Source organism: Sulfitobacter sp. HGT1 (assembly GCF_013282155.1).
In the GTDB taxonomy this organism is placed as follows: Bacteria; Pseudomonadota; Alphaproteobacteria; order Rhodobacterales; family Rhodobacteraceae; genus Sulfitobacter.
The window spans coordinates 231,312-252,470 of sequence record NZ_BLWI01000001.1 but is presented as its reverse complement, the minus strand read 5'-3'; the positions used below and the strand labels follow the sequence as shown (position 1 = coordinate 252,470).

At 58.3% G+C, this 21,159-nt stretch carries 16 protein-coding genes; 5 read left to right on the top strand and 11 right to left on the bottom strand.

Translation table 11 applies throughout. The annotated features are described in order from the left end of the window. Window positions 1-16: 16 nt before the first annotated feature. A complete protein-coding gene (gene meaB / locus HGT1_RS01190; protein ID WP_176248148.1) occupies window positions 17-988 on the bottom strand; it encodes a methylmalonyl Co-A mutase-associated GTPase MeaB in 972 nt (323 codons plus the stop codon). A 105-nt stretch (window positions 989-1,093) separates the two neighbouring features. Between meaB and hrpB the strand changes: the two genes are divergently transcribed. Next, window positions 1,094-3,508, top strand: coding sequence for an ATP-dependent helicase HrpB (gene hrpB, locus HGT1_RS01185; protein ID WP_176248147.1), 2,415 nt, complete (start codon window positions 1,094-1,096; stop codon window positions 3,506-3,508). Between the two features lie 131 nt (window positions 3,509-3,639). Here the strand turns inward: hrpB and msrB are convergent, their stop codons facing one another. The 3 genes from msrB to HGT1_RS01170 all read right to left on the bottom strand — a co-directional run bounded on the left by msrB (window position 3,640) and on the right by HGT1_RS01170 (window position 5,770). Then, window positions 3,640-4,131 (bottom strand): peptide-methionine (R)-S-oxide reductase MsrB, encoded by a 492-nt coding sequence (gene msrB, locus HGT1_RS01180; protein ID WP_176248146.1) that lies wholly within the window; start codon window positions 4,129-4,131, stop codon window positions 3,640-3,642. Window positions 4,132-4,538: 407 nt separating this feature from the next. Beyond that, complete coding sequence (locus HGT1_RS01175; RefSeq protein ID WP_176248145.1) at window positions 4,539-5,231, bottom strand: anti-sigma factor domain-containing protein; 693 nt, start codon at window positions 5,229-5,231, stop codon at window positions 4,539-4,541. Further along, complete coding sequence (locus HGT1_RS01170) at window positions 5,228-5,770, bottom strand: sigma-70 family RNA polymerase sigma factor (protein ID WP_176248144.1); 543 nt, start codon at window positions 5,768-5,770, stop codon at window positions 5,228-5,230. The genes HGT1_RS01175 and HGT1_RS01170 overlap by 4 nt, the downstream gene beginning before the upstream one ends. Before the next feature lie 217 nt (window positions 5,771-5,987). Between HGT1_RS01170 and HGT1_RS01165 the strand changes: the two genes are divergently transcribed. Beyond that, window positions 5,988-7,187, top strand: coding sequence for an FAD-binding oxidoreductase (locus HGT1_RS01165; protein ID WP_176248143.1), 1,200 nt, complete (start codon window positions 5,988-5,990; stop codon window positions 7,185-7,187). A gap of 21 nt (window positions 7,188-7,208) precedes the next feature. Beyond that, window positions 7,209-8,048, top strand: a complete 840-nt coding sequence (locus tag HGT1_RS01160) for an NAD(P)-dependent oxidoreductase (protein ID WP_176248142.1) — start codon at window positions 7,209-7,211, stop codon at window positions 8,046-8,048. Between the two features lie 64 nt (window positions 8,049-8,112). Here the strand turns inward: HGT1_RS01160 and HGT1_RS01155 are convergent, their stop codons facing one another. The 6 genes from HGT1_RS01155 to HGT1_RS01130 all read right to left on the bottom strand — a co-directional run bounded on the left by HGT1_RS01155 (window position 8,113) and on the right by HGT1_RS01130 (window position 16,535). Further along, the gene (locus HGT1_RS01155; protein ID WP_176248141.1) at window positions 8,113-9,108 is read right to left on the bottom strand and encodes an ABC transporter ATP-binding protein; all 996 of its coding nucleotides are present in this window, start codon (window positions 9,106-9,108) and stop codon (window positions 8,113-8,115) included. Then, window positions 9,105-10,106: an ABC transporter ATP-binding protein gene (locus tag HGT1_RS01150; protein WP_176248140.1), complete on the bottom strand. Its 1,002-nt coding sequence runs from the start codon at window positions 10,104-10,106 to the stop codon at window positions 9,105-9,107. Before HGT1_RS01150 ends, HGT1_RS01155 begins: the two co-directional genes overlap by 4 nt. Next, a complete protein-coding gene (locus tag HGT1_RS01145) occupies window positions 10,103-11,245 on the bottom strand; it encodes an ABC transporter permease (protein ID WP_176248139.1) in 1,143 nt (380 codons plus the stop codon). Before HGT1_RS01145 ends, HGT1_RS01150 begins: the two co-directional genes overlap by 4 nt. 5 nt (window positions 11,246-11,250) lie before the next feature. Further along, on the bottom strand, window positions 11,251-12,255 hold the full coding sequence (locus tag HGT1_RS01140; protein WP_176248138.1) for an ABC transporter permease: 1,005 nt from the start codon (window positions 12,253-12,255) through the stop codon (window positions 11,251-11,253). 107 nt (window positions 12,256-12,362) lie between these two features. Further along, on the bottom strand, window positions 12,363-14,402 hold the full coding sequence (locus HGT1_RS01135; protein WP_176248137.1) for an ABC transporter substrate-binding protein: 2,040 nt from the start codon (window positions 14,400-14,402) through the stop codon (window positions 12,363-12,365). A 576-nt stretch (window positions 14,403-14,978) separates the two neighbouring features. Further along, the gene (locus tag HGT1_RS01130) at window positions 14,979-16,535 is read right to left on the bottom strand and encodes a sulfatase-like hydrolase/transferase (protein WP_176248136.1); all 1,557 of its coding nucleotides are present in this window, start codon (window positions 16,533-16,535) and stop codon (window positions 14,979-14,981) included. Between the two features lie 197 nt (window positions 16,536-16,732). On the opposite strand from HGT1_RS01130, the gene HGT1_RS01125 reads away from it, so the two are divergent. Beyond that, the gene (locus HGT1_RS01125) at window positions 16,733-17,572 is read left to right on the top strand and encodes a DMT family transporter (protein ID WP_176248135.1); all 840 of its coding nucleotides are present in this window, start codon (window positions 16,733-16,735) and stop codon (window positions 17,570-17,572) included. 92 nt (window positions 17,573-17,664) lie between these two features. On the opposite strand, the gene rimO is transcribed toward HGT1_RS01125, so the two are convergent. Next, a complete protein-coding gene (gene rimO, locus HGT1_RS01120; RefSeq protein WP_176248134.1) occupies window positions 17,665-19,035 on the bottom strand; it encodes a 30S ribosomal protein S12 methylthiotransferase RimO in 1,371 nt (456 codons plus the stop codon). A 64-nt stretch (window positions 19,036-19,099) separates the two neighbouring features. Between rimO and HGT1_RS01115 the strand changes: the two genes are divergently transcribed. After that, complete coding sequence (locus HGT1_RS01115; protein WP_176248133.1) at window positions 19,100-21,034, top strand: AsmA family protein; 1,935 nt, start codon at window positions 19,100-19,102, stop codon at window positions 21,032-21,034. Window positions 21,035-21,159: the final 125 nt, after the last annotated feature.

Below are 21,159 nucleotides of genomic sequence, written 5' to 3'. Positions count from 1 at the left end.
AAATTCCGCCGCGATCCTAACGGTCGAGCTGCATAACGAAATCCTGAGCGGCCTTTGTCGGGTCTTCAAGCCCCTCTGCCACGCGGTCGCCCAGAACCTTGAGCGCGGCTTTCGCCTTTGGGGTTTCAAGCTGGGCCAGTAATTCCTGCTTCACCGATTGTTCGAACCAGTATCGCGCCTGCGACGCACGCGTGCCTTGCCAAAATCCGTTGGCGCGGCGCCATTCGATCAACTTCTGGACCTCGTCCCATGTCTCGGCCAATCCGTCTTCTTGCAGCGCAGACACCATCATCGCTTTGGGGAAACCATCAGGGTCCTGGGGCCGCTTTCGCATCAACCGCAACGCCCCTGCGTAATCCGCACATGTCCGCGAAGCTGCGGGTTTCAGATCCCCGTCGGCCTTGTTGACCACGATGATGTCCGCCATTTCCATGATCCCGCGTTTCACGCCTTGCAATTCGTCCCCCCCGGCTGGGGCCAAAAGCAGCAAGAACAGATCGGACATTTCCGCCACAACGGTTTCAGATTGTCCGACCCCCACCGTTTCAATCAACACCACATCAAAACCTGCGGCCTCGCACAGGCTGACCGCCTCACGGGTGCGGCGGGCCACGCCACCCAGATGGGTCTGGCTGGGCGACGGGCGAATAAACGCGGCCTTTTCGCGCGACAGCAGATCCATGCGGGTCTTGTCCCCCAGAATAGAGCCGCCCGACCGCGACGAGGACGGATCGATCGCCAGAACCGCCACGCGCAATCCGCGCCCGATCAGCATCATGCCAAAGCTTTCGATAAAGGTTGATTTGCCAACCCCCGGTGTGCCCGACAAACCGATCCGCAGGGCTTCGCGGTCTTTGGGCAACGCGGCCAAAAGGGCTGTGGCCTGCGCGCGGTGGTCCTCGCGGGAGGATTCGACCAGCGTGATCCCCCGTGCCAATGCCCGCCGTTCGCCTGCAATGATACCCTTGGCCAATTCATCAATATTCATGCGCCGTCCCCATGCCTTGGCCTGCATCTTTCAAGCGATGCGGCGCAAATGTCCAGACCAACGCAAGGGTTGGCGGCGCAAGCCATTTGTCCCATAAGCTGACGCATGGCCTATGACCTTCCTATTGATGATGTGATGCCGCAGGTGATTGACGCCCTGCGCGCGTCCGGCCGTGTCGTTTTGCAAGCCCCGCCCGGTGCCGGTAAAACCACGCGCGTTCCTTTGGCAATGCTGGATGCGGGCCTGACCAAGGGCAAAATCATCATGCTGGAACCCCGCCGCCTTGCCGCGCGGGCGGCTGCCGAACGGATGTCGGCCACCCTGGGGCAGGATGTCGGCCAGACGGTCGGCTTTCGCGTGCGCGGGGCATCCGCCATCAGCGCCCAGACCCGTATCGAGGTGGTGACCGAAGGCATTCTGACCCGCATGTTGCAGCAGGACCCCGATTTGCCCGGTGTCGGTGCCGTGATCTTTGACGAATTCCACGAACGGTCGCTGAACGCCGATCTCGGGCTGGCGCTGTGTCTTGAGGTGGCGGGCGCGTTGCGCGACGATCTGCTGTTGGTGGCCATGTCTGCCACCCTGGATGCAGCCCCCGTTGCGGCCTTGATGGAGGCCCCGATTGTCACCTCTGAGGGGCGCAGTTTTCCTGTGACATCGCATTGGCTGGACCGGCCGACCGGCAAACAATGGTTCGAACAGGCTGTTGCCGATCTGGTGATCCATGCGCTGCATACCTCTCCGGGGTCGGCGTTGGTGTTCCTGCCCGGCGAAGGCGAAATCCGCCGGGTCGAGGCCGCATTAAGGGACCGCATACCGTCAGACTGCACCTTGGCCCCTTTGTTTGGTGCGATGGAATTCAAGGCGCAGCGGGCCGCCATTGCGCCGGCGGAAACAGGGCGGAAGATCGTTCTTGCGACCTCGATCGCCGAGACGTCTTTAACCATCGAAGGCATCCAGATCGTCGTGGATGGTGGCAAGGCGCGGCGTGCCCGGTTTGACCCAGCATCGGGCATGTCACGGTTGGTGACGGATCGCGTCACGCGGGCCGAGGCCACCCAAAGGGCGGGTCGCGCGGGCCGAACCAGCGAAGGGGTGGCCTACAAGCTGTGGACGAAGGGAGAGGAAGGCGCGTTGGCCGCCTTTCCTCCCGCCGAGATCGAGGTTGGCGATTTGTCATCCTTTGCGCTGGAGCTTGCGATCTGGGGGGCTCAGGCCACTGATCTGGGCTTCGTCACCCCGCCCCACGAAGGCCGTCTGGCAGAGGCCCAAGCTGTGTTGCAGATGCTGGGGGCCTTGGATGGTAACGCGCGGATCACCGAACACGGGCGCGCCCTGGCAAAGCTGCCCTTGCATCCCAGACTGGCGCATATGGTGGCCAAAGGCGGGCGCAGCGCGCCGACGCTTGCTGCCATTCTGGCGGAGCGTGACCCGCTGCGCGGTGCCCCCGTTGATCTGTCGCTGCGCATGGACGCCGTTGCAGGCAAACGCACCTTGGGAGAGGTCAACCACGCCACCCTCGCCCGCATCCGCCAAGAGGCCAAGCGCCTTGCGCGGGGTCAGAAAACCGACGGGCCTGACACATTGGGCGTGCTTGCCGCGCTGGCCTATCCCGACCGTGTAGCCTTGCGCCGCAAGGGCGACAGCCCGCGTTTTGTGATGTCAGGCGGAAAGGGGGCGGTGATGCCTGATGGCGACCCGATGGCCAGCGAGCGGTTGCTGGTTGCGACCGATCTGGACGGTGACCCCCGCGAGGCGCGCATCCGTCAGGCCGTGCGCCTGTCTGACGCGGATTTACGGGCAACATTTCCCGAACAGATCGGCTGGCATGATGTTTGCATCTGGTCCCGCCGCGAAGGGCGGGTTCTGACGCGGCAACAAGAACGGTTCGGTGCCTTGGTGCTGGATGATCGTGCGTGGTCAGACGCCAGCCCCGATGAAATCGCGCTGGCGATGCTGGACGGTGTGCGGCAGCTTGGGTTAATGCCCGGTAAGGCCGCGAAACTGTTCCTTGCCCGTGCCCGGTTGATGGGCAGCGATTTCCCCGATTTCTCAGAGGCGCATCTGATGGCGACGCTGGAGGACTGGCTGCTGCCGCATCTGACCAATGTCCGCAGCACCGGCGACTGGAAGGGGTTTGATCTGCATCCGGCGCTTGTGGCGCGGCTGTCGTGGGATGAACAACAAATGCTGGACAAGGCAGCACCGGCGCATTTCACCACCCCTCTGGGGCGCAAGCTGGCAATTGATTATGACGGCGCGCAGCCGCAGATATCGTTGCGCCTGCAAGAGGTGTTCGGTGTCACCCGCCACCCGATGATCGCCGGCCAACCGCTGCAAATCACCTTGCTGTCCCCCGCCCAGCGCCCGGTTCAGGTGACCACGGATCTGCCGGGGTTCTGGACAGGATCATACGCCGATGTCCGCAAAGACATGCGCGCCCGCTATCCGCGCCACCCGTGGCCCGAAGACCCGACACAAGCCGACCCGACCTTGCGGGCGAAACCGCGTGGAACCTGAAATGCTGTTTGTTTAAACCAAGGAACGGTTTGGGTTTTTGCCCAGATTGTTAACCAAGACGGGCCGCCCTTTACAGGCGGCCCGAAGATATGGTGACATTGACCTAGCGGTCGATCATGCGGCTTATGTGTTTAAACAGCTGGCTTAAACGTCAGTGCGACGCCGTTGATGCAGTGCCGCTGGCCTGTCGGTTTTGGCCCGTCATCGAACACATGGCCCAGATGCCCGCCGCAGCGGTCGCAATGCACCTCGGTGCGCACTGAAAACAGGCGGCGGTCTTCCATCGTGGCAACGGCATTTTCCAATGGTGCATAGAAGCTGGGCCAGCCGGTTCCACTGTCGAATTTTGTCTCGGAGCTGTAGACAGGTTGGTCGCAGCCTTTGCATTGAAATGTCCCAGCGCGTTTTTCGTCGTTCAGAGGGCTGGAAAAAGCCCGCTCCGTCCCCGCTTCGCGAAGCACGTCGTAAGCAGCAGGGTCCAGGCGCGCACGCCATTGTTCGGGGGTAAAGCTCACCTCGAAATCACCTTTTGCCACGTTAGCCGCCTGCGCGGCCCCGACGAAAGCAAACGGAGATGCAGCCGCAACAACACTGCCAAACTTTATAAAATTCCTACGTTTCATGGGAGGCCCCTTTCGACTGGATCATTCTTGGAAGAATTGAGCTGCCGAACGCCCTGAATATCAGGGTCGTTCAGCAGATACTCGTTACCATGCGCCATGCGCTTACACTGATTAAACTTACTCAAGCGGCAAAGAGTTCCGTTATACTTAAAACTCATTAACGTTGCACCGGTCTGAACCCGCTTTCCCACCGATCGATGCCCCCGTTTGCAGGCGGCACAGATACGATCGAAAACACCACGTTGCAGCATCCATGAACGCCAAACATGCTGCCGCTTCTTTATTCACAAAGTTGGATGACAAAGCGTTGCCACGGCTGACCAAAAAACAAACAGTTTTATCCGCATTGTCTGGATGGCCGCCAGGTCGCCCATCCCCGCCAACAATCATTTCCTGACATCAGGCCATCACAGCGTTGTCATGGGCCCCGCGGCCAAGACATCACCCGTTGGCCCGCCCGTCGGTGAGCCGCCCAAAGGTTCATCCGTGATCGCCAATGTAAACTGCGCCGCCTGACTGCGTAGCGCGGCCGGCACCAAAATGCGCGCGGTTTCACTGTCAGGCAACACCCCAAGCGAAATAGGGGCCTGTCCGGGCAGAATGGCCCACAGTTCCAACGATCTATCCGCCCGGGCCTCGCCTGCGATCCGCCGCAGCGCAATTTCATGGCTTACCGGTTCAATCACGGCCAAAACTTGCAAGGGGCCTGTGTCGCTCACCAATTGCGCGGCCAGAACTGCCGGTTGTTGGTTCGGTTGCGTATTGATCGTCAACAGCTGAACGCCCAGATAGCCCGCAAACAGAAGGGCAGCCACACTGATCCCCTGCCAGAGCCACACCCGCTCAAGGATGGAAACCCGCTTGGCCGGGAACACCTGCGCAAGCATCCGCTGTTTCAACCTTGCAGGCGGGGCAACCGGATCAATGCTATCGGCCATCGCCGCCAGACGCTCTTGCCAGAACACGACATGGGCGGCAAAGGTCGGGTCCGTGGCCATCCGCCGACGTCCCGCAGTCCGATCATCATCCGAGGCAAGCCCCAATACCAGCTCTGCGGCATGAATGTCGTCATTGTCGGGAAACTCTGTTTGATCGGTCATTGGCTCATACACTCCCGCAGGGCGATTAATCCTCGGCGCAGCCATGTGCGCATTGTGTTCAGCGGCACGCCAAAACGGTCCGCAAGATCGGCATAGGTTTCACCATCCAGATAAGCGCCCCGAATGGCATTGCCGCGGTCTTGCTCAAGCGTGTCGAGGCAGCCTGACAGACGCAGCGCCTCTGACGATGCGACGGCGGCTTGTTCGGGGTTGGGACCGGGGGCAACCAGTTCAAAACCGGGGGTATCAATATCCTGATGGCCCTTTTTGCGTGCCCTTAGCCGATCGATGGCCGTGTTGCGCGCAATCGTGATCAGCCATGTCATCGGGCTTAACCCGTTGGCATTATACCGGTCTGCGTTTTTCCAAATCTTTACAAAAGTATCCTGCATCGCATCCTCTGCTGCAGCGCGCTTGTTCAACACACGCAGGCATACCCCAAAAAGTTTCGCGGAAACACGATCATAAAGCTGCTCAAACGCCGCGCGATCCCGAAGTGCTACCCGCGCGATAAGGTTTTCAATTTCGTTCCGGTCCATGTGCACGGGTCCGTTCTCCAATAGATCGAAAGGATACTAAAGCGTAATCAACTAACTAAAGTTTGGCATGGATTTTTCCAATGAAAATACTGTCAGCCAGTTTGATACCATGGTCATGCGGTGCAACCTAATTTCTATTGCGGCTGTCTTACAAATAGGGTCGATATTGGCAGATGCTTACCCTCAAGCGAAACACCACCCATGAAAGGCCCTTGATATGACCCATTTGCGTTCGTCCTATGACGTGGTGATTGTGGGCGGTGCGATATTTGGATCATCCCTTGCGTGGTGGCTGACGCAGACTTCGGGCTTTGACGGGACCGTTCTGGTGATTGAACGTGACCCCACATATCAATTCGCGTCAACAAGCCACACGAACAGTTGCATCCGGCAACAGTTCAGTTCTGCGATCAACATCAAGGTGTCGCAATTCGGCGCAAAGTTCATCAAGAACTTCCGCGCCTTCATGGGCAACGATCCGGAGGTACCGCATCTTGCGCTGCAAAGCTTTGGCTACATGTATCTTGCCGATGATCCCGAGTTCGCCCAGACCCTTTTGCGCAACCAGCAAATACAGGCGTCTCTTGGCGCAGGCACAAAACATCTAACCCGTGACGAGATTGCCGCCGCCTATCCGTTCTATCAGCTGGACGATATTCTGGCGGGCAACCACAACCTGATCGACGAAGGCTATTTCGACGGCGGCACGATGTTTGACTGGTTCAAACGAAAGGCCAAACGCGGCGGGGTGGCGTTTATCCATGACGAGGTCGTCGCGATGACCAAATCACCCGACGGCAAATCGGTCACATCCGTCACGCTGAAATCCGGCAGCATTGTTGCCTGCGGCACCGTGGTGAACGCATCAGGCCCCCGCGCCCTTGCCACTGCGCAGATGGCAGGGGTTTCCCTGCCCGTTGAGCCGCGCAAACGCTATACCTTTGTCTTTGATGCCGCCGACCCGTTGGACCGTGATCTGCCACTGACGATTGACCCGTCCGGCATCCATGTTCGCAGCGAGGGCAAATATTACATGGCAGGATCGCCGCCTGACGATGATCCGGCCGTTGCCTATGACGATTTCGGGTTTGATCACAGCCTGTGGGAAAACAAGGTCTGGCCAGCCGTTGCCACCCGCATACCCCAGTTTGAACGGGTCAAGGTGATCAATGAATGGGTCGGGCATTATGCCTATAATACACTGGACCAGAACGCGATTCTGGGGGCCCATAACGAGGTCGGGAATTTCATATTCATGAACGGCTTTTCCGGGCATGGCTTGCAACAATCCCCTGCGATCGGGCGCGGGATTGCTGAACTGATTGCCTATGGGGAATATCGCAGCCTCGATTTGACGCCTTTTGATTACGCCCGGATAGAGTCACAAAGCAAGATGATCGAACAGGCCATCATCTAAAGAAAAACAAGGAGACGACGAATGTTGAAGAAATTGGTTTTGACCGGCGCTGCGGGGCGTCTTGGGTCTTATCTGCGCGAACCTTTGTCGAAGATGTGCGAGGAGTTGATCAGCACCGATATCGCGGATGATATCGGCACCTTGTACCCGAACGAACGTTTCGCCCAAGCCGACATCGCGGTCTACGACCAGATTGCGCCGCTTTTGGAAGGCGCTGATATGGTTGTCCATTTCGGTGCCATCGTGGATGAAAAACCGTTCGAAGAATTGCTGGGCCCGAATTTTGTCGGCTCCTATAACATCTGGGAAGCCGCCTATCGGCACGGGTTGCAGCGCGTTGTTTACGCGTCGTCGATCCATGCGGTCGGGATGCATAAAAAGGCGGATTTCATCGGCATTGATGCGCCCCACAAGCCCGATACGTTCTACGGTCTGGCCAAATGTTTCAGCGAAGACCTTGCCAGCATGTATTGGGACAAGCGCGGCCTAGAGGCGGTTTGCCTGCGCATCCTGAGCTGCGCACAGGTCAATAACCCGCGCGCCTTGGGGTCTTGGCTGTCTTATGATGACCTGATCCAGCTTGTTACCCGCGCCATCGACACGCCGTCGGTCGGGTTCAGCGTGGTTTACGGTGTGTCAAACAACGACCGCGCACCGGTCGACAATGCCAAAGCCTCGTTTCTGGGGTACCGCCCCAAAGACAACGCCGAACAATTCGCCGAGACCATTCTGGCGAATGCAGCACCGGCAGACCTGAAAGACCCCGGCGAAATGTGCCACGGCGGGCCGTTTGCATCTGTCGATCTGGGGCAAAGCGGTGTCGCGTCGATGAACATCGTCAACGATAAAAAGAAGACCTGAAACGGGTCAGCGGCGGTGGTTCGGTTTTTTGCCCTGATCCACCGCTGAACCACTCCACATGCAGTTAGTCAGCCAGTTCCTGCCAGCGATGGCAGGCGACCTTGTGTTCGATGCCTGCGGCTTCCAACGTCGGTTCCTCCACGCGGCACCGGTCAATCGCCACGGGGCAGCGGGTTTGAAACTTGCAGCCTGGCGGCGGGTTGGTGGGCGACGGGATTTCCCCCTCAAGCTTTTGCGCCTTGCCCCGGTCATCGGGGTCCAGCGACGGGATCGCCGACAGCAATGCCTTGGTATAGGGATGGCGCGGCCCCGAAAACAGCGTGCGCGTCGGCGCGGTTTCGACAATGCGACCCAGATACATGACGGCCACATGATCGCAGACATGCGCGACGACGCTTAGGTCGTGGCTGATGAACAGGAATGTCAGCCCCATATCCTGCTGGATCGCCTTGAGCAGGTTCAAAACATCCGCCTGAATGGACACATCCAACGCCGCGACGCTTTCATCGGCCACGATAAACTTGGGACCGGACACCAGGGCGCGCGCGATGGAAATACGCTGGCGCTGACCACCTGAAAACGCATGGGGAAACCGGCGCAGGTGTTCGACGTTCAACCGGCATTTGGCGGCGATTTCGCGAACCCGCGCGTCGGTCTCAGCGCGGTTGCGGGTCAGGCCCATCACCTCGAGCGGTTCGGCGATGATGTCGCGCACGGTCATGCGGGGGCTGAGCGCGGCATAGGGATCCTGAAAGATCAGTTGTGCGCGTTTGCGGTAGTCTTTCAGCTCTTTCTTGCCGAGCTTTTTGAGCGAATAGGCGACTTCGCCATCGTCAAACACCACGTCGCCCCGGCTGATCGGTGCCGCGCGCAGCATGGCGCGGCCCAATGTTGTCTTGCCGGAACCGGATTCGCCAACCAGCCCGAAAAAGCTGCCCGGCGCGATTTCGATATCGACGTTTTCGACGGCACCGACATAGGGTTTCGGGCCGATCAATTTGCCACGCAAGGCATAGTGGACCGACAGGCCCTTGGCTGCGATCAAGGGTTTGTTGGTCATGTCGTCCCCTCTTGCGGATCATAGAGATGGCAGGCGGCAAAGTGATCCGCATCGACGTTGTGAAACGCGGGCACCTGCGCGGCACAGCGCGGGCCGATCACCTCTTGGCAGCGGGTGTGATAGACGCAGCCCGAAGGGCGTTCCAACGGCGAGGGAATATCGCCGGGGATAGGCGTGAGCGGTGCGTCAATATCATCAAGTGTTGGCAAGGCAGCCAGCAGCCCGCGGGTGTAGGGATGCGCAGGTTTGCGGATCACATCCCGCACGGTGCCCTGTTCGACCAAACGGCCCAGATACATCACCGCCACCTTGTCAGCGGTCTGCGCAATCACCCCCAGATCATGGGTGATAAAGACGATCCCCATGCCAAATTCTGACACGAGGTCCTTCATCAGGTCAATGACCTGCGCCTGAATGGTCACGTCCAGCGCCGTTGTGGGTTCGTCCGCGATCAGCAGCTTGGGCTTGGTCGACAGTGCCATCGCGATCATCGCGCGCTGCCGCATCCCGCCGGACAGTTCGAACGCATATTGACCAAAGCGTGTGGAAGGGTCGGAAATGCCAACGCGGTCCAGCATCTCGATCGACACCTCCTTGGCCTGCGCCTTGGAGAAATTCGTGTGGATCAAAAGCTGTTCCACCATCTGGTCCCCGATAGAGATCGCAGGCGCGAAACTGGCCATCGGTTCCTGAAAGATCAGCGATATCGCCCCGCCGCGCACGATCTTCATCTCGCGGTCGGTTTTCAACGACAACACATCCACCGGGCCGTCATCCAGATGCAAGGTGATCTTGCTGTCGGGGCCATAGACCGCATTGCCGGGGTTCAGCTTCATCAGCGACTTGGCGGTCACGGATTTACCCGACCCGCTTTCGCCGACCAGCCCCATGACCTCGCCCGCCTCAAGGCTGAAGGACACGTTATCGACAGCGGTGATGCGGCCTTCGTCTGTGTCGAATTGCAAGGTCAGGTTTTCAACGTCGATCAGTCGGCTCATTTCTTGGTATCCCCATACGGATCAGCCGCATCGCGCAACCCGTCCCCCACAAACACAAATGCCATCACAAGGATGATGAAAAACACCACCGGAATGAAATACCATTGATAATTCAGCAAAACATCGGCGCTGGTGACGTTTTGCAACATGACACCCAGCGAATTGACAGGGTCCTTGAGGCCAAGCCCGATAAAGCTGAGCGCGGTTTCGGACAGCACCATATACGGAAAGGAAATGACCAGATCGACGATGATGTAGCTGGTAAAACTGGGCAGCAGATGTTTGCGGATGACATGCCCGCTGGAGGCCCCGCAGAGCCGCGCGGCCAGCACATATTCCTGATTACGTTCGGTCAGGATGTGGGTGCGTACGCGCCGCGCCAATGTGGGCCAGCCGATAAAGCCCAAGATGATCGAGATGAAGAAAAACCTTTCCTCCGCGCTCCAGGTGTCGGGGATAAAGGCGGCCAGCGCCATGAACAGCGGGATCGCCGGAATGGTACGCACGGCATCGGTCGCCATTTGAATGACGGAATCCGCCCAGCCCCCATAGAACCCCGATATGCCCCCGATCACCAAGGCAAGCACAAAGGCGATCAGCACCCCGATGGTCCCCACCGCAAGCGATGTGTTGATGGCATGGAACGTGCGCGAAAAGATGTCCTTGCCGGTTGAATCGGTCCCGAACAGGTGGATGTACCCTTCGTCCACGCCAAACAGATGGGTGTTGAAGGTCATGAAGAACAAGGAATATTCGGACCCTTCGACAAAGAATTTCAGGTAATGCCGTTTGTCTTTGTTGACGGTCGTGACCCACCTGAAGTTCGTTTTGATCGATCGCTCACGCTCTAACGCGTAAATGAACGGCCGGAACGAACATCCGTTGTCATCGCAGAAATGCGGGACGGTGGGGGCACCGTTCAGATAGTCTTTGTCGCGGCCCGCGATGGTCGGGTCATAAGGCGTTAGGAACGGCGCAAATATCCCCGACAGGATCAACACCACCAACACCCAAGCCGCGACCATCGCCGCTTTTTGTTTCTTGAAACGGGTCCAGATCAATTGCCCTTGGGACGCCGTAAAATAGGCATCCTTGGCGGTTTGGTCGATCGCGGCGTCATAGCTATTGGTATCTGCCATTTTCATTACCCCAATATGCTGCGGCGGATGCGCGGATCGACCAAGGCCAACACGATGTCCGTGATAAAGTTGATGGCCACGATGCTGCCCGTCAGGAAAAAGATGATCGCGCCTGCAAGCTGTTGATCGTTCGATCGCGCCAATGCCTCGATCAGCAGCGACCCCGCCTCGGTCAGGGTCAGGATCAGGGCCACGATGGGCAGTTCGTTAAAGATGCGGTTCAAGTCGAACCCCAGCGAATTGATGATCGGGCTTAGCGCGTGGCGTGCAGGGTAGCGCAGCAACAAGCGGCGGCCCGACACCCCGCGCGCCGCAGCGGCGGTGACATAAAGCTTGCTGATCTCGTCCGACATCAGCGCGCGCACCGTCTGGATCGCGAATGCCGTGGCCGACCAGCCAAGGATAAAGACCGGCAGCCAGACGTGGCTCAGGAAATCCCTGACCTTGGCGGCGTCCCACGGTGCATCGCGGTACTGGGGTGAAAACAGCCCCGTCAAACTGTCGCCGAACATCACCGTTGAAAACAACATGATCATCAGCGCCAGCAAGAAGTTCGGCAATGCCAGACCCAGATAGCTGACCAGACGCAGCCCGTTGTTTAGAAACGGGTTGCGCGATGTGGCGGCGATGATCCCAACAGGGATCGCGATGATATAGGCCAGCAAAAGGGAGCCAAGGCAGATGCCGATGCTCAACCAGACCTTCTGACCCAAGAGTTGATTGATGTTCAGGCGCAAGATGCAACTGTCGCCAAATTCGCCTTGGAAAGCGTTGAATATCCAGCCGGTCCAACGTTCCAGAAAGGGGCGGTCCAGACCAAGGCGCACGCGCTCTGCCTCGATGTCAGCGATCGAAATCTGCGCGCCCTGGCTGTTTTTGAACGCCAGATAGCGTTCTGCACAATCGCCCGGGACCATTTCCATCAGGGAAAAAACGATAAAGGACACAAGGCACAGCGTGATAAACGCAAGCACCAAGCGGATGAACGCAAACCTTAAAAATTGCACCATGAATGTTTTTGCCCCGCAGCAGATGACGACCCATTTGGGTTCGCTGTTATAAAGGTTGCGGGCCAACAACGCTGGCCCGCAACCCGGTTCATTTCAACAAGCGATGATTACTCGTCAAAGAACCACTGCGACGGACGGTAAGGGTAGGTCCGGTAATAGGCATAGGACGCTGTCTTGAACTCGGGGAAGTTCTTGAGCGCATTGGAGTGGTAGATCGGCTTTTGCTCTTTCACCGTACCGATGAAGAGCAGGTTGCCGGTCATTGCCTCGACCAGTTTCAGACCCAAGGCATCCGATTCAGGGGTGCCAACGGGCGTTGCCTGAAACGCTTTGACGTCTTCCATCATCTGCTTGGCATAGGCGGGCGGCTCAACACCGGATGCGCCATTTGAGTCAACATATTCGCCCCACAGCATCGCCGTGCGCATGTTGAAATAGTTGTCATAGGGCGGAATAAAGATTTCCGCGTTCCCCAAGACAACGGCCAAAGGTACCGATTTCTCCCAAAGCGTCACATCCAGCTGGTTGGACGATTGCGAGGACCGGTATTCATCCGATGTCACTTCCTTGACCGTGTTGTTGACCCCCACATCGCGCCAGCTTTGGCCGACAAGTTCAACAATCTTGATCGATATCCCTTGCGTTGCGACTTGCAGGTTCAGGATCAAAGGATCGCCATTTGGCAATTCGCGCATACCGTCGCCGTCAACATCGACAACGCCGATTTCATCCAGCAGCGATTTTGCCATTTCAGGATCGAACTGCGCGTAATGCTGTTCCCATTCCGGTGTGACAAAGCCGGGCGTGGGCGAAAAGCCGACATATTGCTGCGGCGTACCCAGACCGAACATCGCGACTTCGTTGATTTCGTCGCGGTTCATTGCCACAGACATGGCCTGACGGAACTTCAGATCGCCGAACACCTTGCGTTTTTCCAGATCTTCAGACGTCACGTTGAACGCAAAAGTCGGCATGGTGATGTCGGGTTTCAGATCGACGGTAAAGCCGGCTTTCTCTTGGTTTTCCATCAACAGCGGGACGTAGTCGATTTGCAAAGCCTGCGCTTTATAATCCACTTCGCCGTTCACTAGCTTGAGCAGACGCACTTCGCTTTCGCCGACAAAGATTTCGTCCATTTCGTTGATATAGGGCAGTTGATGGCCGGCTGTATCGACCATGTAGTAATAGGGGTTCGCCACGAATTGACGGCCCTCGGTCGTCTCGGAAATCACGATGTGGCTTTCCAATGTCGGTGCTGCATCCAGCGGCAGGTTTGCGACCTTGTCGGGATGTGCCAGCATCGGTGTTGGCGTGTCCATCCAGTCAGAGCTGCCGTAATAGGCTTTGATCAGGTCATAGCCGCCTTCAAACCCAAGCGATTGTGCCAATGTATCGGCGTCGGGGTTGATGGCCGGGTGATACTGGCCAAGGAAATGCTTGGGCTGAAAGCCTTGGGCATAGTGGTTGGCGAAATGGGCCAGAAACCCGGGCTTGGGCGATGGCATGGTGAAACGCACCGTCAGCGGGTCAATGACCTCGACCTTCATCGGCTCGCCACCGGCAAGAACGTAATCCTTGGGGCTTTCGATCACCTTGGGATCAAGCGCAAGGTTCTCGTACCAGAACGCGACATCCTCGGCACCAAAGGGCTGGCCGTCGGACCATTTATGGCCTGCGCGCAGGACAAATGTCAGCTGGGTATAGTCGTCATTCCATGACCAGCTTTTTGCGACGTTGGGCACGATGGTGGTCAGGTCATCGGCATAGCGCACCAGATTGACGTGGCGCACCGACATAAAGTCGGATGTGCCCGCCTCGGTCGCGTTGGACAGGGCATTGAACGTCCCGCCATAGCTGCCGATCATGTCATAGGGGGCGACGACCAAAGGCTCGGACGGCAAACGGTCGGCCAGTGCGGGCATTTCGGGGTTGCCGCGAATGCGGCCGTTCAGGGCGGCGATATCCGGGTTCTCGGACATCTCGAGGGTGCAATCGGCCAGGCCTTGAAATTCGGCCAGTTCATATTGCTGCGGAAATGCGCCAGCGGCGACGCCCATCGGATCGGAAACGGTGACAGCCGGACAGGCCGCCATCGCAGCACCCGCCATAAGCGTCATCGCCGCGCTGGATAAAAGTACCTTCTTCATTCGTCTCTCCTTGTTGGTCGTGATGTGCGTATCCTTTTCCGGACCGCTGGGCTTTGTGCCCTTTTGCGCCTGCAATGCGTTTGCCGCATTATGTTGGTTTTATGGGTTGGATGTAAAAACGGTGTGACACGGTCCTTCGGCAACGCACCCCGTTTTTGTGCATCGGTGTAAGATTATCTTTGGATTTGAAAGAAATGCCCTGGCATTAGGCATAAACGATATAAAACGAAGCGTTTGGACGGACAGGAGCCCATGCCAAACGATTTGGCCGTGGCGCTTCACGGCAGTCGTTAATTGTCTTGGATTTGCATTGGTCGATGCCACATCTAAGGGCGCGCACAATGTTTTTGGCATGAAAAATTCCCAGCAGATACCCAGAGTAGCGGCTATTCTATGGCACCTGTCAACAATTTCCATTCAGGCCAAAGTGTTGTCGATTGGCGCAAGAGACCGTTTAACCGCGCAAAAATCGTCTATTTTCAGCCCAAAACCGGCATGTCCGGCCCATTCCCCCCACCCCGAAAGCAGGTTGCTTTCCCCCGATGCCGCCTTTGGCGCATGGGGTTCACCCAACAGTCAGCCGCTTTCTAAATCACTCGTTTTATACCGTTTTTGAACGCGCGGCCCTGCGTCTGTGATCGTGGCCAGTGACAATGTGTGGTCCATGTTCTTCATCCAGTGCTGCAACATCAACCGGGTCATCCGGTACAGTTCCGCCGCGAATTCGGGTTTATGTGCGACGTTCTCGGCCTCTCCGTCGCCGTGATGGTCATAGAGGATCGGCGGCAGATCGGCCGCGAACGTAACAAGGGTAAAACGGTCTTCGCGCAGGATCGACAAAGATGACTCACTTGGCCCCGTCCCCAAGGATTGCTCCCACAGGGTTGGGGTTTCGGGTTCTGAAAAGTCGAGTTCCGAAAACGAATAGCGCCGCCAATCGGCGGGTGTCTTTCCCGCCAACAACGGCAACAGCGATCTGCCATCCATGGAATTGGGAATATCTTGGCCCACCCAATCGAGGATCGTGGGCGTGATGTCTATCGTCTCGACCGGGGTTGTCACGACAGCACCGGCACGATCCGCATTGCCCGGCTGGCGGATGATCAAGGGCGTATGAAAGGCCGCGTCATGCGGGGTGAATTTGCTCCAGCAATGACGGTCGCCCAACATTTCACCGTGATCTGCGGTGACGATCAGCAAGGTGTCTTCATATTGGCCGCTGTCTTTCAGAAACTGCACCACCCGCCCGATATGCGCATCCACTTCGGTGATCAGCCCGAAATAAATCGCGCGCAAGGTTTGGATGTTTTCGTCGGAAGGGTCCAGATCGGGAAAGCCCACGACATTCCCCGCCGGTGTTTTCTGCGCAATCGTCGGGTCAAAGAACGGGTGCTGCGCGATTTCGGTTGCAGGATCGGCGTGACGTATGGGCAAAGGGATACTGCCAGCGTCGTACATGTCGTTATAGGGTGCAGGAGCCACGAGCGGCGGATGGGGCCGGATATAGGTCAGATGCGCGAACCAGTCCTGATCGTGATAGGCGGGCATGGTCGCAAGAAACCGGTCGGTCAGAAACGCAGTGTCACTGTCGGCATGGGAATAAAGCGCCGGATCATTGATCCTCGGCACCCCGCCCGTCGGCGAAACAGGCCGAAACACGTCTTGATAGGTGTCGAATTCATAACCCTGCGCCATCAAATGCGACCGCCACGGGTACGACATTTCAAACCGCATTTCGACGGCTTCCTGAAACCCGTTCATCGGGTATTCATAGCTGTGCATCGCCGGATCATTGGCGGGAAATACGCGCGGGTCTTGCGAGGTATCCGTGTACCCGAACAGCATCGGAACATAGCCCGATTTTCGCATTTCGGTTGCGACATTGGGCACGTCATGGCGCAGCGGCGTGCCATTGCGCACCGACCGGTGGTTCATCGCATATTGCCCCGTCAACAAAGAGGCCCGCGAAGGCCCACAGGGCGACACGACCGAAAAATGGCGCTGAAAGGTCACCGCATCCGCCATCAGCGCGCGCAGGTTGGGGATGTCGATATGGTCTGCCATCGGGCCAAACACACAATCGGCGCGCAATTGGTCGATAACGATAAACAGAACGTTTTTGGTGCTGCCCATGACGCCACTCCCTTTTGATCCGGTTGCCCCATTAGCCTTAAAAAGCGTGCCGGTGGAAAGAGTGTTTCTTTGACAATGGGTTCGGGCAGATCGGCTGCGGCATGCGCGGCTTGCCAAGTCGGTATTTTCTGTAAATGTTCGTCAAACGGAACCGATCACGGCCCGCCCCCTCCTGCGCCCAGCCCCGAAAGACCCAGATGTCGCCCTTCATTATTGCAATCATCCTGTCGGCGGCCATACTTCATGCGGTCTGGAATGCCATCGTAAAGACAGCCGCCGACCGGACAACCACCCTTGGCCTTGTGGCACTAGGGCACGTCATTCCGGGGCTGGTGATGGTGCTTTTACTGCCCCTGCCAAATCTGCAAAGCGCGCCCTATATCGCGATGTCTACGATCGTGCATTTCGGATATTTCTACCTGCTGGGGCGTGCCTACCAACATGGCGATCTAAGCGTCGTCTACCCGATTGCACGCGGGATCGTGCCGGTGCTTGTGTCGCTTTGGGCATATCTTTTGCTGGGCGAAGTCCTGTCCTGGGCCGTTTTGGCCGGGATCGGGCTGATCGCCGCCGGAATTATCCTCAGCAATTGGGTCGCTCTGCGGTCAGGCATTGGCAAGACGGCCCTGCTTTTTTCACTGGGGACGGGGTTCTTTATCTCGGTCTATTCGCTCGTTGACGGTGTCGGCGTCCGGATTTCAGGCAACACCCTGAGCTATTGGGCGTGGGGCGCATTTTTGCATCTGTTCATTGCGGGCTTTATCGGATGGCGCAAACGCGACACGCTGGCCCGGCTGCCGATGAAGGTCTGGCTTGTGGGCATTGCAGGCGGCATGGTTTCGATCACCGCCTATGGTCTGGTGCTTTACGCCAAAAACTTTGCGCCTTTGGGGGCCGTTTCAGCGCTGCGTGAAACATCCGTTATTTTCGCAACGCTTATCGGCTTCATCATCCTGAAAGAGGGCAATTGGAAACGCCGTTTAGGCGCTGCCGTTCTCATGACAATCGGCATCATCGTGATCGGGCTGAATGCCTGACGGGCAGCACTGAAAGCCGGCGGCGGCTTGCCCGATACATCGGGGTCTTGTCCGGCAAATCGCGGCATTGTTTCAGAGAGCGTGCTGCCCCCTCAAACAACCCGCCCCCATAGATCATACTCGCCCGCTTCCTCGACCTCGACCGTGACGATGTCGCCCACCGACAACCCCTCAAAGCCTTCGTCGATGAACAGGTTCCCGTCGATCTCGGGCGCGTCGGCCTTGGTACGGCAGGTTGCAGCATCGCCGTCGATCTCGTCGATGATCACATCCATGCGGCGACCGACCTTGGCCTCCAGCTTGGCCTCGGAAATCGCCTGCGCTTTCTCCATAAACCGGTTCCAGCGGTCTTGTTTGACCTCATCGGCCACGTGATCCGGCAACGCATTTGACCGCGCACCATCGACGTTTTCATATTGGAAACACCCCACGCGGTCCAACTGCGCCTCGTCCAGCCAATCCAGCAGGGTCTGGAATTCGGCCTCCGTCTCGCCGGGATAGCCCACGATAAAGGTCGAGCGCAGGGTGATATCGGGACAGGTGTCGCGCCAGGCGGCGATTTCGTCGAGCGTTTTGGCAGCCGCAGCAGGGCGCGCCATCCGTTTTAGAACATCAGGATGCGCGTGCTGGAAGGGGATATCCAGATAGGGCAGCACCAGCCCTTCGGCCATCAGCGGGATCAGGTTGCGCACATGCGGATAGGGATAGACGTAGTGCAGCCGCACCCACGCGCCAAGCGAGCCCAGATCACGCGCCAGATCGGTGATATGGGCGCGGTGGCCGCGATCTTCGGCATGTTTGATATCAACCCCGTAAGCCGAGGTATCCTGCGAGATCACCAACAGTTCTTTCACGCCGCTTTGCACCAGCTTTTCAGCCTCGCGCATGATCGCATGGGCGGGGCGCGATTGCAGGCGGCCGCGCATGTCGGGGATAATGCAGAACTTGCACTTGTGGTTACAGCCTTCGGAGATTTTCAGATAGCTGTAGTGGCGCGGCGTCAGGCTGACGGCTTGGGCGGGCAGCAGGTCAATGAACGGGTCTGGCGACGGCGGCACGGCGGCGTGCACGGCATCCAGCACCTGTTCGTATTGATGCGGGCCGGTGACGGCCAGAATGCGCGGATGGTGTTCGCGGATGTAATCGGGTTCGGCACCCAGACACCCCGTCACAATCACGCGGCCATTTTCCTTGAGCGCCTCGCCAATCGCCTCGAGGCTCTCGGCCTTGGCAGAATCAAGGAAGCCGCAGGTGTTCACGATCACCGCGTCGGCACCGGCATAATCTGGCGACACGCCATAGCCTTCGGCGCGCAGACGGGTCAAAATCCGTTCGGAATCGACCAAAGCCTTGGGGCAGCCAAGCGATACCATGCCAATGGTTGGCTGGCCGGGGCGGGACGGGTTGCTGATTTTTGCTTTGGGGGCAAGATCAGGGCGTAGATTGGGTGGGTTTGTGCTCATGAAATGCGCTATAAGCCATGCAAAGGGTCTGGGAAAGACCCCGTAACGGGCAAGGAGACGGGCAATGAAATGGATTATCAGAATTTTCGGGGTGCTGCTGCTGATCATAGCCGTTGCAATCGGGTCCTTGTTTCTGCTGCCCGCAGACCGGATCGCGCGGATTGCGGCGGATCAACTGCGCAATCTGACGGGGCGTGACGTCAAAATCACCGGCGATGTCGGCATCACCTTTTGGCCCATCCTTGGGGTCAGCGCCGGTGGGCTTGAGGTCGGGAATGCGTCATGGGCCAAGGATGGCGCGATGTTGTCCGCCGCAAACGCGGCAATTGGCGTCGATGCGCTGGCGTTCATCCGCGGCGAAATCAAGATCACCAACATCGAAGCCCAAAGCCCGACGATCCGGCTGGAGCACCGCAAGGACGGGCGCGCAAGCTGGCAGTTCAGCGATGGCGGCAGCGATGCACAAATTGAAACGGCACCGACCGCACCCGCAAGCACACCGCGCCCCTTGACCATCCAGCGGCTGAACATCACCGACGCCACCTTGATTTACGATGCCGAAGGGTCCGATCTGGTCAGATACGAAGGCGTTGATCTGTCCCTCGATTGGCCCGAGCGTGCAGGCGACGCGGTGATCAACGCGGCGCTGCGGCCAGCGGGCGACCGCGTGTCGGTTCAGGCCAATATCTCGCGGTTCGACCAATTTCTGAACGGTGACGTGCGCCCAATCACGGCGCGACTGGACACCAAAGGCGGCGGCTTTACCCTTGCGGGACGGGCCGGGCTGAATGGTGCGGTCGCGGGCGATCTGGTGTTCAAGACGCCGGACACCGGACGGTTTCTGGCCTCCCTTGGCGCAGGCACAGTTGAGCTGCCCCAAGGTTTGGGCCGCAGCGCCGATGTAAAGCTGCAACTGACCCTGACCCCTGACCGCCGCCTTGCCCTGCGCGAAATGACGGCTGATCTGGGCGGGAACACCCTGCGCGGTGCTGCCGATATCACATTGAACGGCACACCCAACATCAACGCGCAACTAACCACCGGCTTGCTGAATCTGGCCGGATTTGCAGGCAGCAGCGAAAGCGCGGCAAGCGCTGGCACAACGGCGGCGGCGCAGGCGGGCTGGTCCACGTCGCGGATTGATGCCGCCGCTCTGGCAGGTTTCAACGGCGAAATCGCCCTGCGGGCCGAGGGCGTGGAACTGGGGACTTTGACCTTGGGTGCCACGCGGGTCTTGCTGCGCAATGACAACGCGCGGATGGTGGCCGAACTGCGCGAAATCAACGCCTATGGTGGCATCGTCAGCGGTGAGTTCGTGGTGAACAACCGCAGCGGCCTGTCTGTCGGCGGCAAACTGGCAGCACGCGGCATCCAGATGCAGCCCTTGCTGGTGCAAACGGCGGGCCTGTCGCGGTTCAAAGGGACCGGCGATGCGGATCTGAGCTTTTTGGGGGTCGGGCAATCCATTGACGCCATCATGCGGTCCCTCAAGGGGGATGGCGCTCTCAATGTCGGGCGCGGCAGCATCGACGGGATCGATCTGGATGCCTTGATGGGCAATTTCGATGTCAAAGGCGGGACTACCGTATTTGATTCCCTTGGTGCGACTTTCACGATGGATCAGGGCGTGCTTGCCAACAGTGATCTGCTGATGCTCTTGCCCAACTTTACCGCAACGGGCGCGGGCAAAGTGGGCATTGGCGCGCAAACGGTCGATTACACCGTCACCCCAAAAGCGTTGCGGGTGAACGGTGATCGGGGGTTTGCGGTGCCGGTGCGGATTTTCGGGCCTTGGGCCTCCCCGCAGATCAAACCCGATTTGCAGGCCGCAATCGATTTGAACTTTGCCGCCGAGAAAGAAAAAGCCCAGCAAAAACTGGAAAATAAATTGCAGGAAAAGCTGGGGGTGGCGCGTGAAGACGGGCAATCAGTCGAAGACGCCTTGAAAGACCGCGTGGAAGACGAACTGAAACGTAAATTGCTCAAGATATTCGAGTGAGGGCGCGGCGGAATTTTTCAAAAATTCCGGACCGGAAAATTCGAATTTTCCGTCTGACGCGGTGGGCGTTAACCATAAGTGTCAAATCGTCGCCGCGTCCTTGTCTTTACCTGCCTTAGCTGGGG

Excerpts from the sequence above, each read along its gene's own strand:
- hrpB (WP_176248147.1), top strand. The coding sequence starts at position 1,094 with ATGGCCTATGACCTTCCTATTGATGATGTGATGCCGCAGGTGATTGAC.
- HGT1_RS01165 (WP_176248143.1), top strand. The coding sequence starts at position 5,988 with ATGACCCATTTGCGTTCGTCCTATGACGTGGTGATTGTGGGCGGTGCG.
- meaB (WP_176248148.1), bottom strand. The coding sequence starts at position 988 with ATGAATATTGATGAATTGGCCAAGGGTATCATTGCAGGCGAACGGCGG.
- HGT1_RS01170 (WP_176248144.1), bottom strand. The coding sequence starts at position 5,770 with ATGGACCGGAACGAAATTGAAAACCTTATCGCGCGGGTAGCACTTCGG.
- HGT1_RS01130 (WP_176248136.1), bottom strand. The coding sequence starts at position 16,535 with ATGGGCAGCACCAAAAACGTTCTGTTTATCGTTATCGACCAATTGCGC.
- HGT1_RS01175 (WP_176248145.1), bottom strand. The coding sequence starts at position 5,231 with ATGACCGATCAAACAGAGTTTCCCGACAATGACGACATTCATGCCGCA.
- HGT1_RS01125 (WP_176248135.1), top strand. The coding sequence starts at position 16,733 with ATGTCGCCCTTCATTATTGCAATCATCCTGTCGGCGGCCATACTTCAT.
- HGT1_RS01145 (WP_176248139.1), bottom strand. The coding sequence starts at position 11,245 with ATGGCAGATACCAATAGCTATGACGCCGCGATCGACCAAACCGCCAAG.
- HGT1_RS01135 (WP_176248137.1), bottom strand. The coding sequence starts at position 14,402 with ATGAAGAAGGTACTTTTATCCAGCGCGGCGATGACGCTTATGGCGGGT.
- rimO (WP_176248134.1), bottom strand. The coding sequence starts at position 19,035 with ATGAGCACAAACCCACCCAATCTACGCCCTGATCTTGCCCCCAAAGCA.
- HGT1_RS01155 (WP_176248141.1), bottom strand. The coding sequence starts at position 9,108 with ATGACCAACAAACCCTTGATCGCAGCCAAGGGCCTGTCGGTCCACTAT.
- HGT1_RS01115 (WP_176248133.1), top strand. The coding sequence starts at position 19,100 with ATGAAATGGATTATCAGAATTTTCGGGGTGCTGCTGCTGATCATAGCC.
- HGT1_RS01150 (WP_176248140.1), bottom strand. The coding sequence starts at position 10,106 with ATGAGCCGACTGATCGACGTTGAAAACCTGACCTTGCAATTCGACACA.
- HGT1_RS01160 (WP_176248142.1), top strand. The coding sequence starts at position 7,209 with ATGTTGAAGAAATTGGTTTTGACCGGCGCTGCGGGGCGTCTTGGGTCT.
- msrB (WP_176248146.1), bottom strand. The coding sequence starts at position 4,131 with ATGAAACGTAGGAATTTTATAAAGTTTGGCAGTGTTGTTGCGGCTGCA.
- HGT1_RS01140 (WP_176248138.1), bottom strand. The coding sequence starts at position 12,255 with ATGGTGCAATTTTTAAGGTTTGCGTTCATCCGCTTGGTGCTTGCGTTT.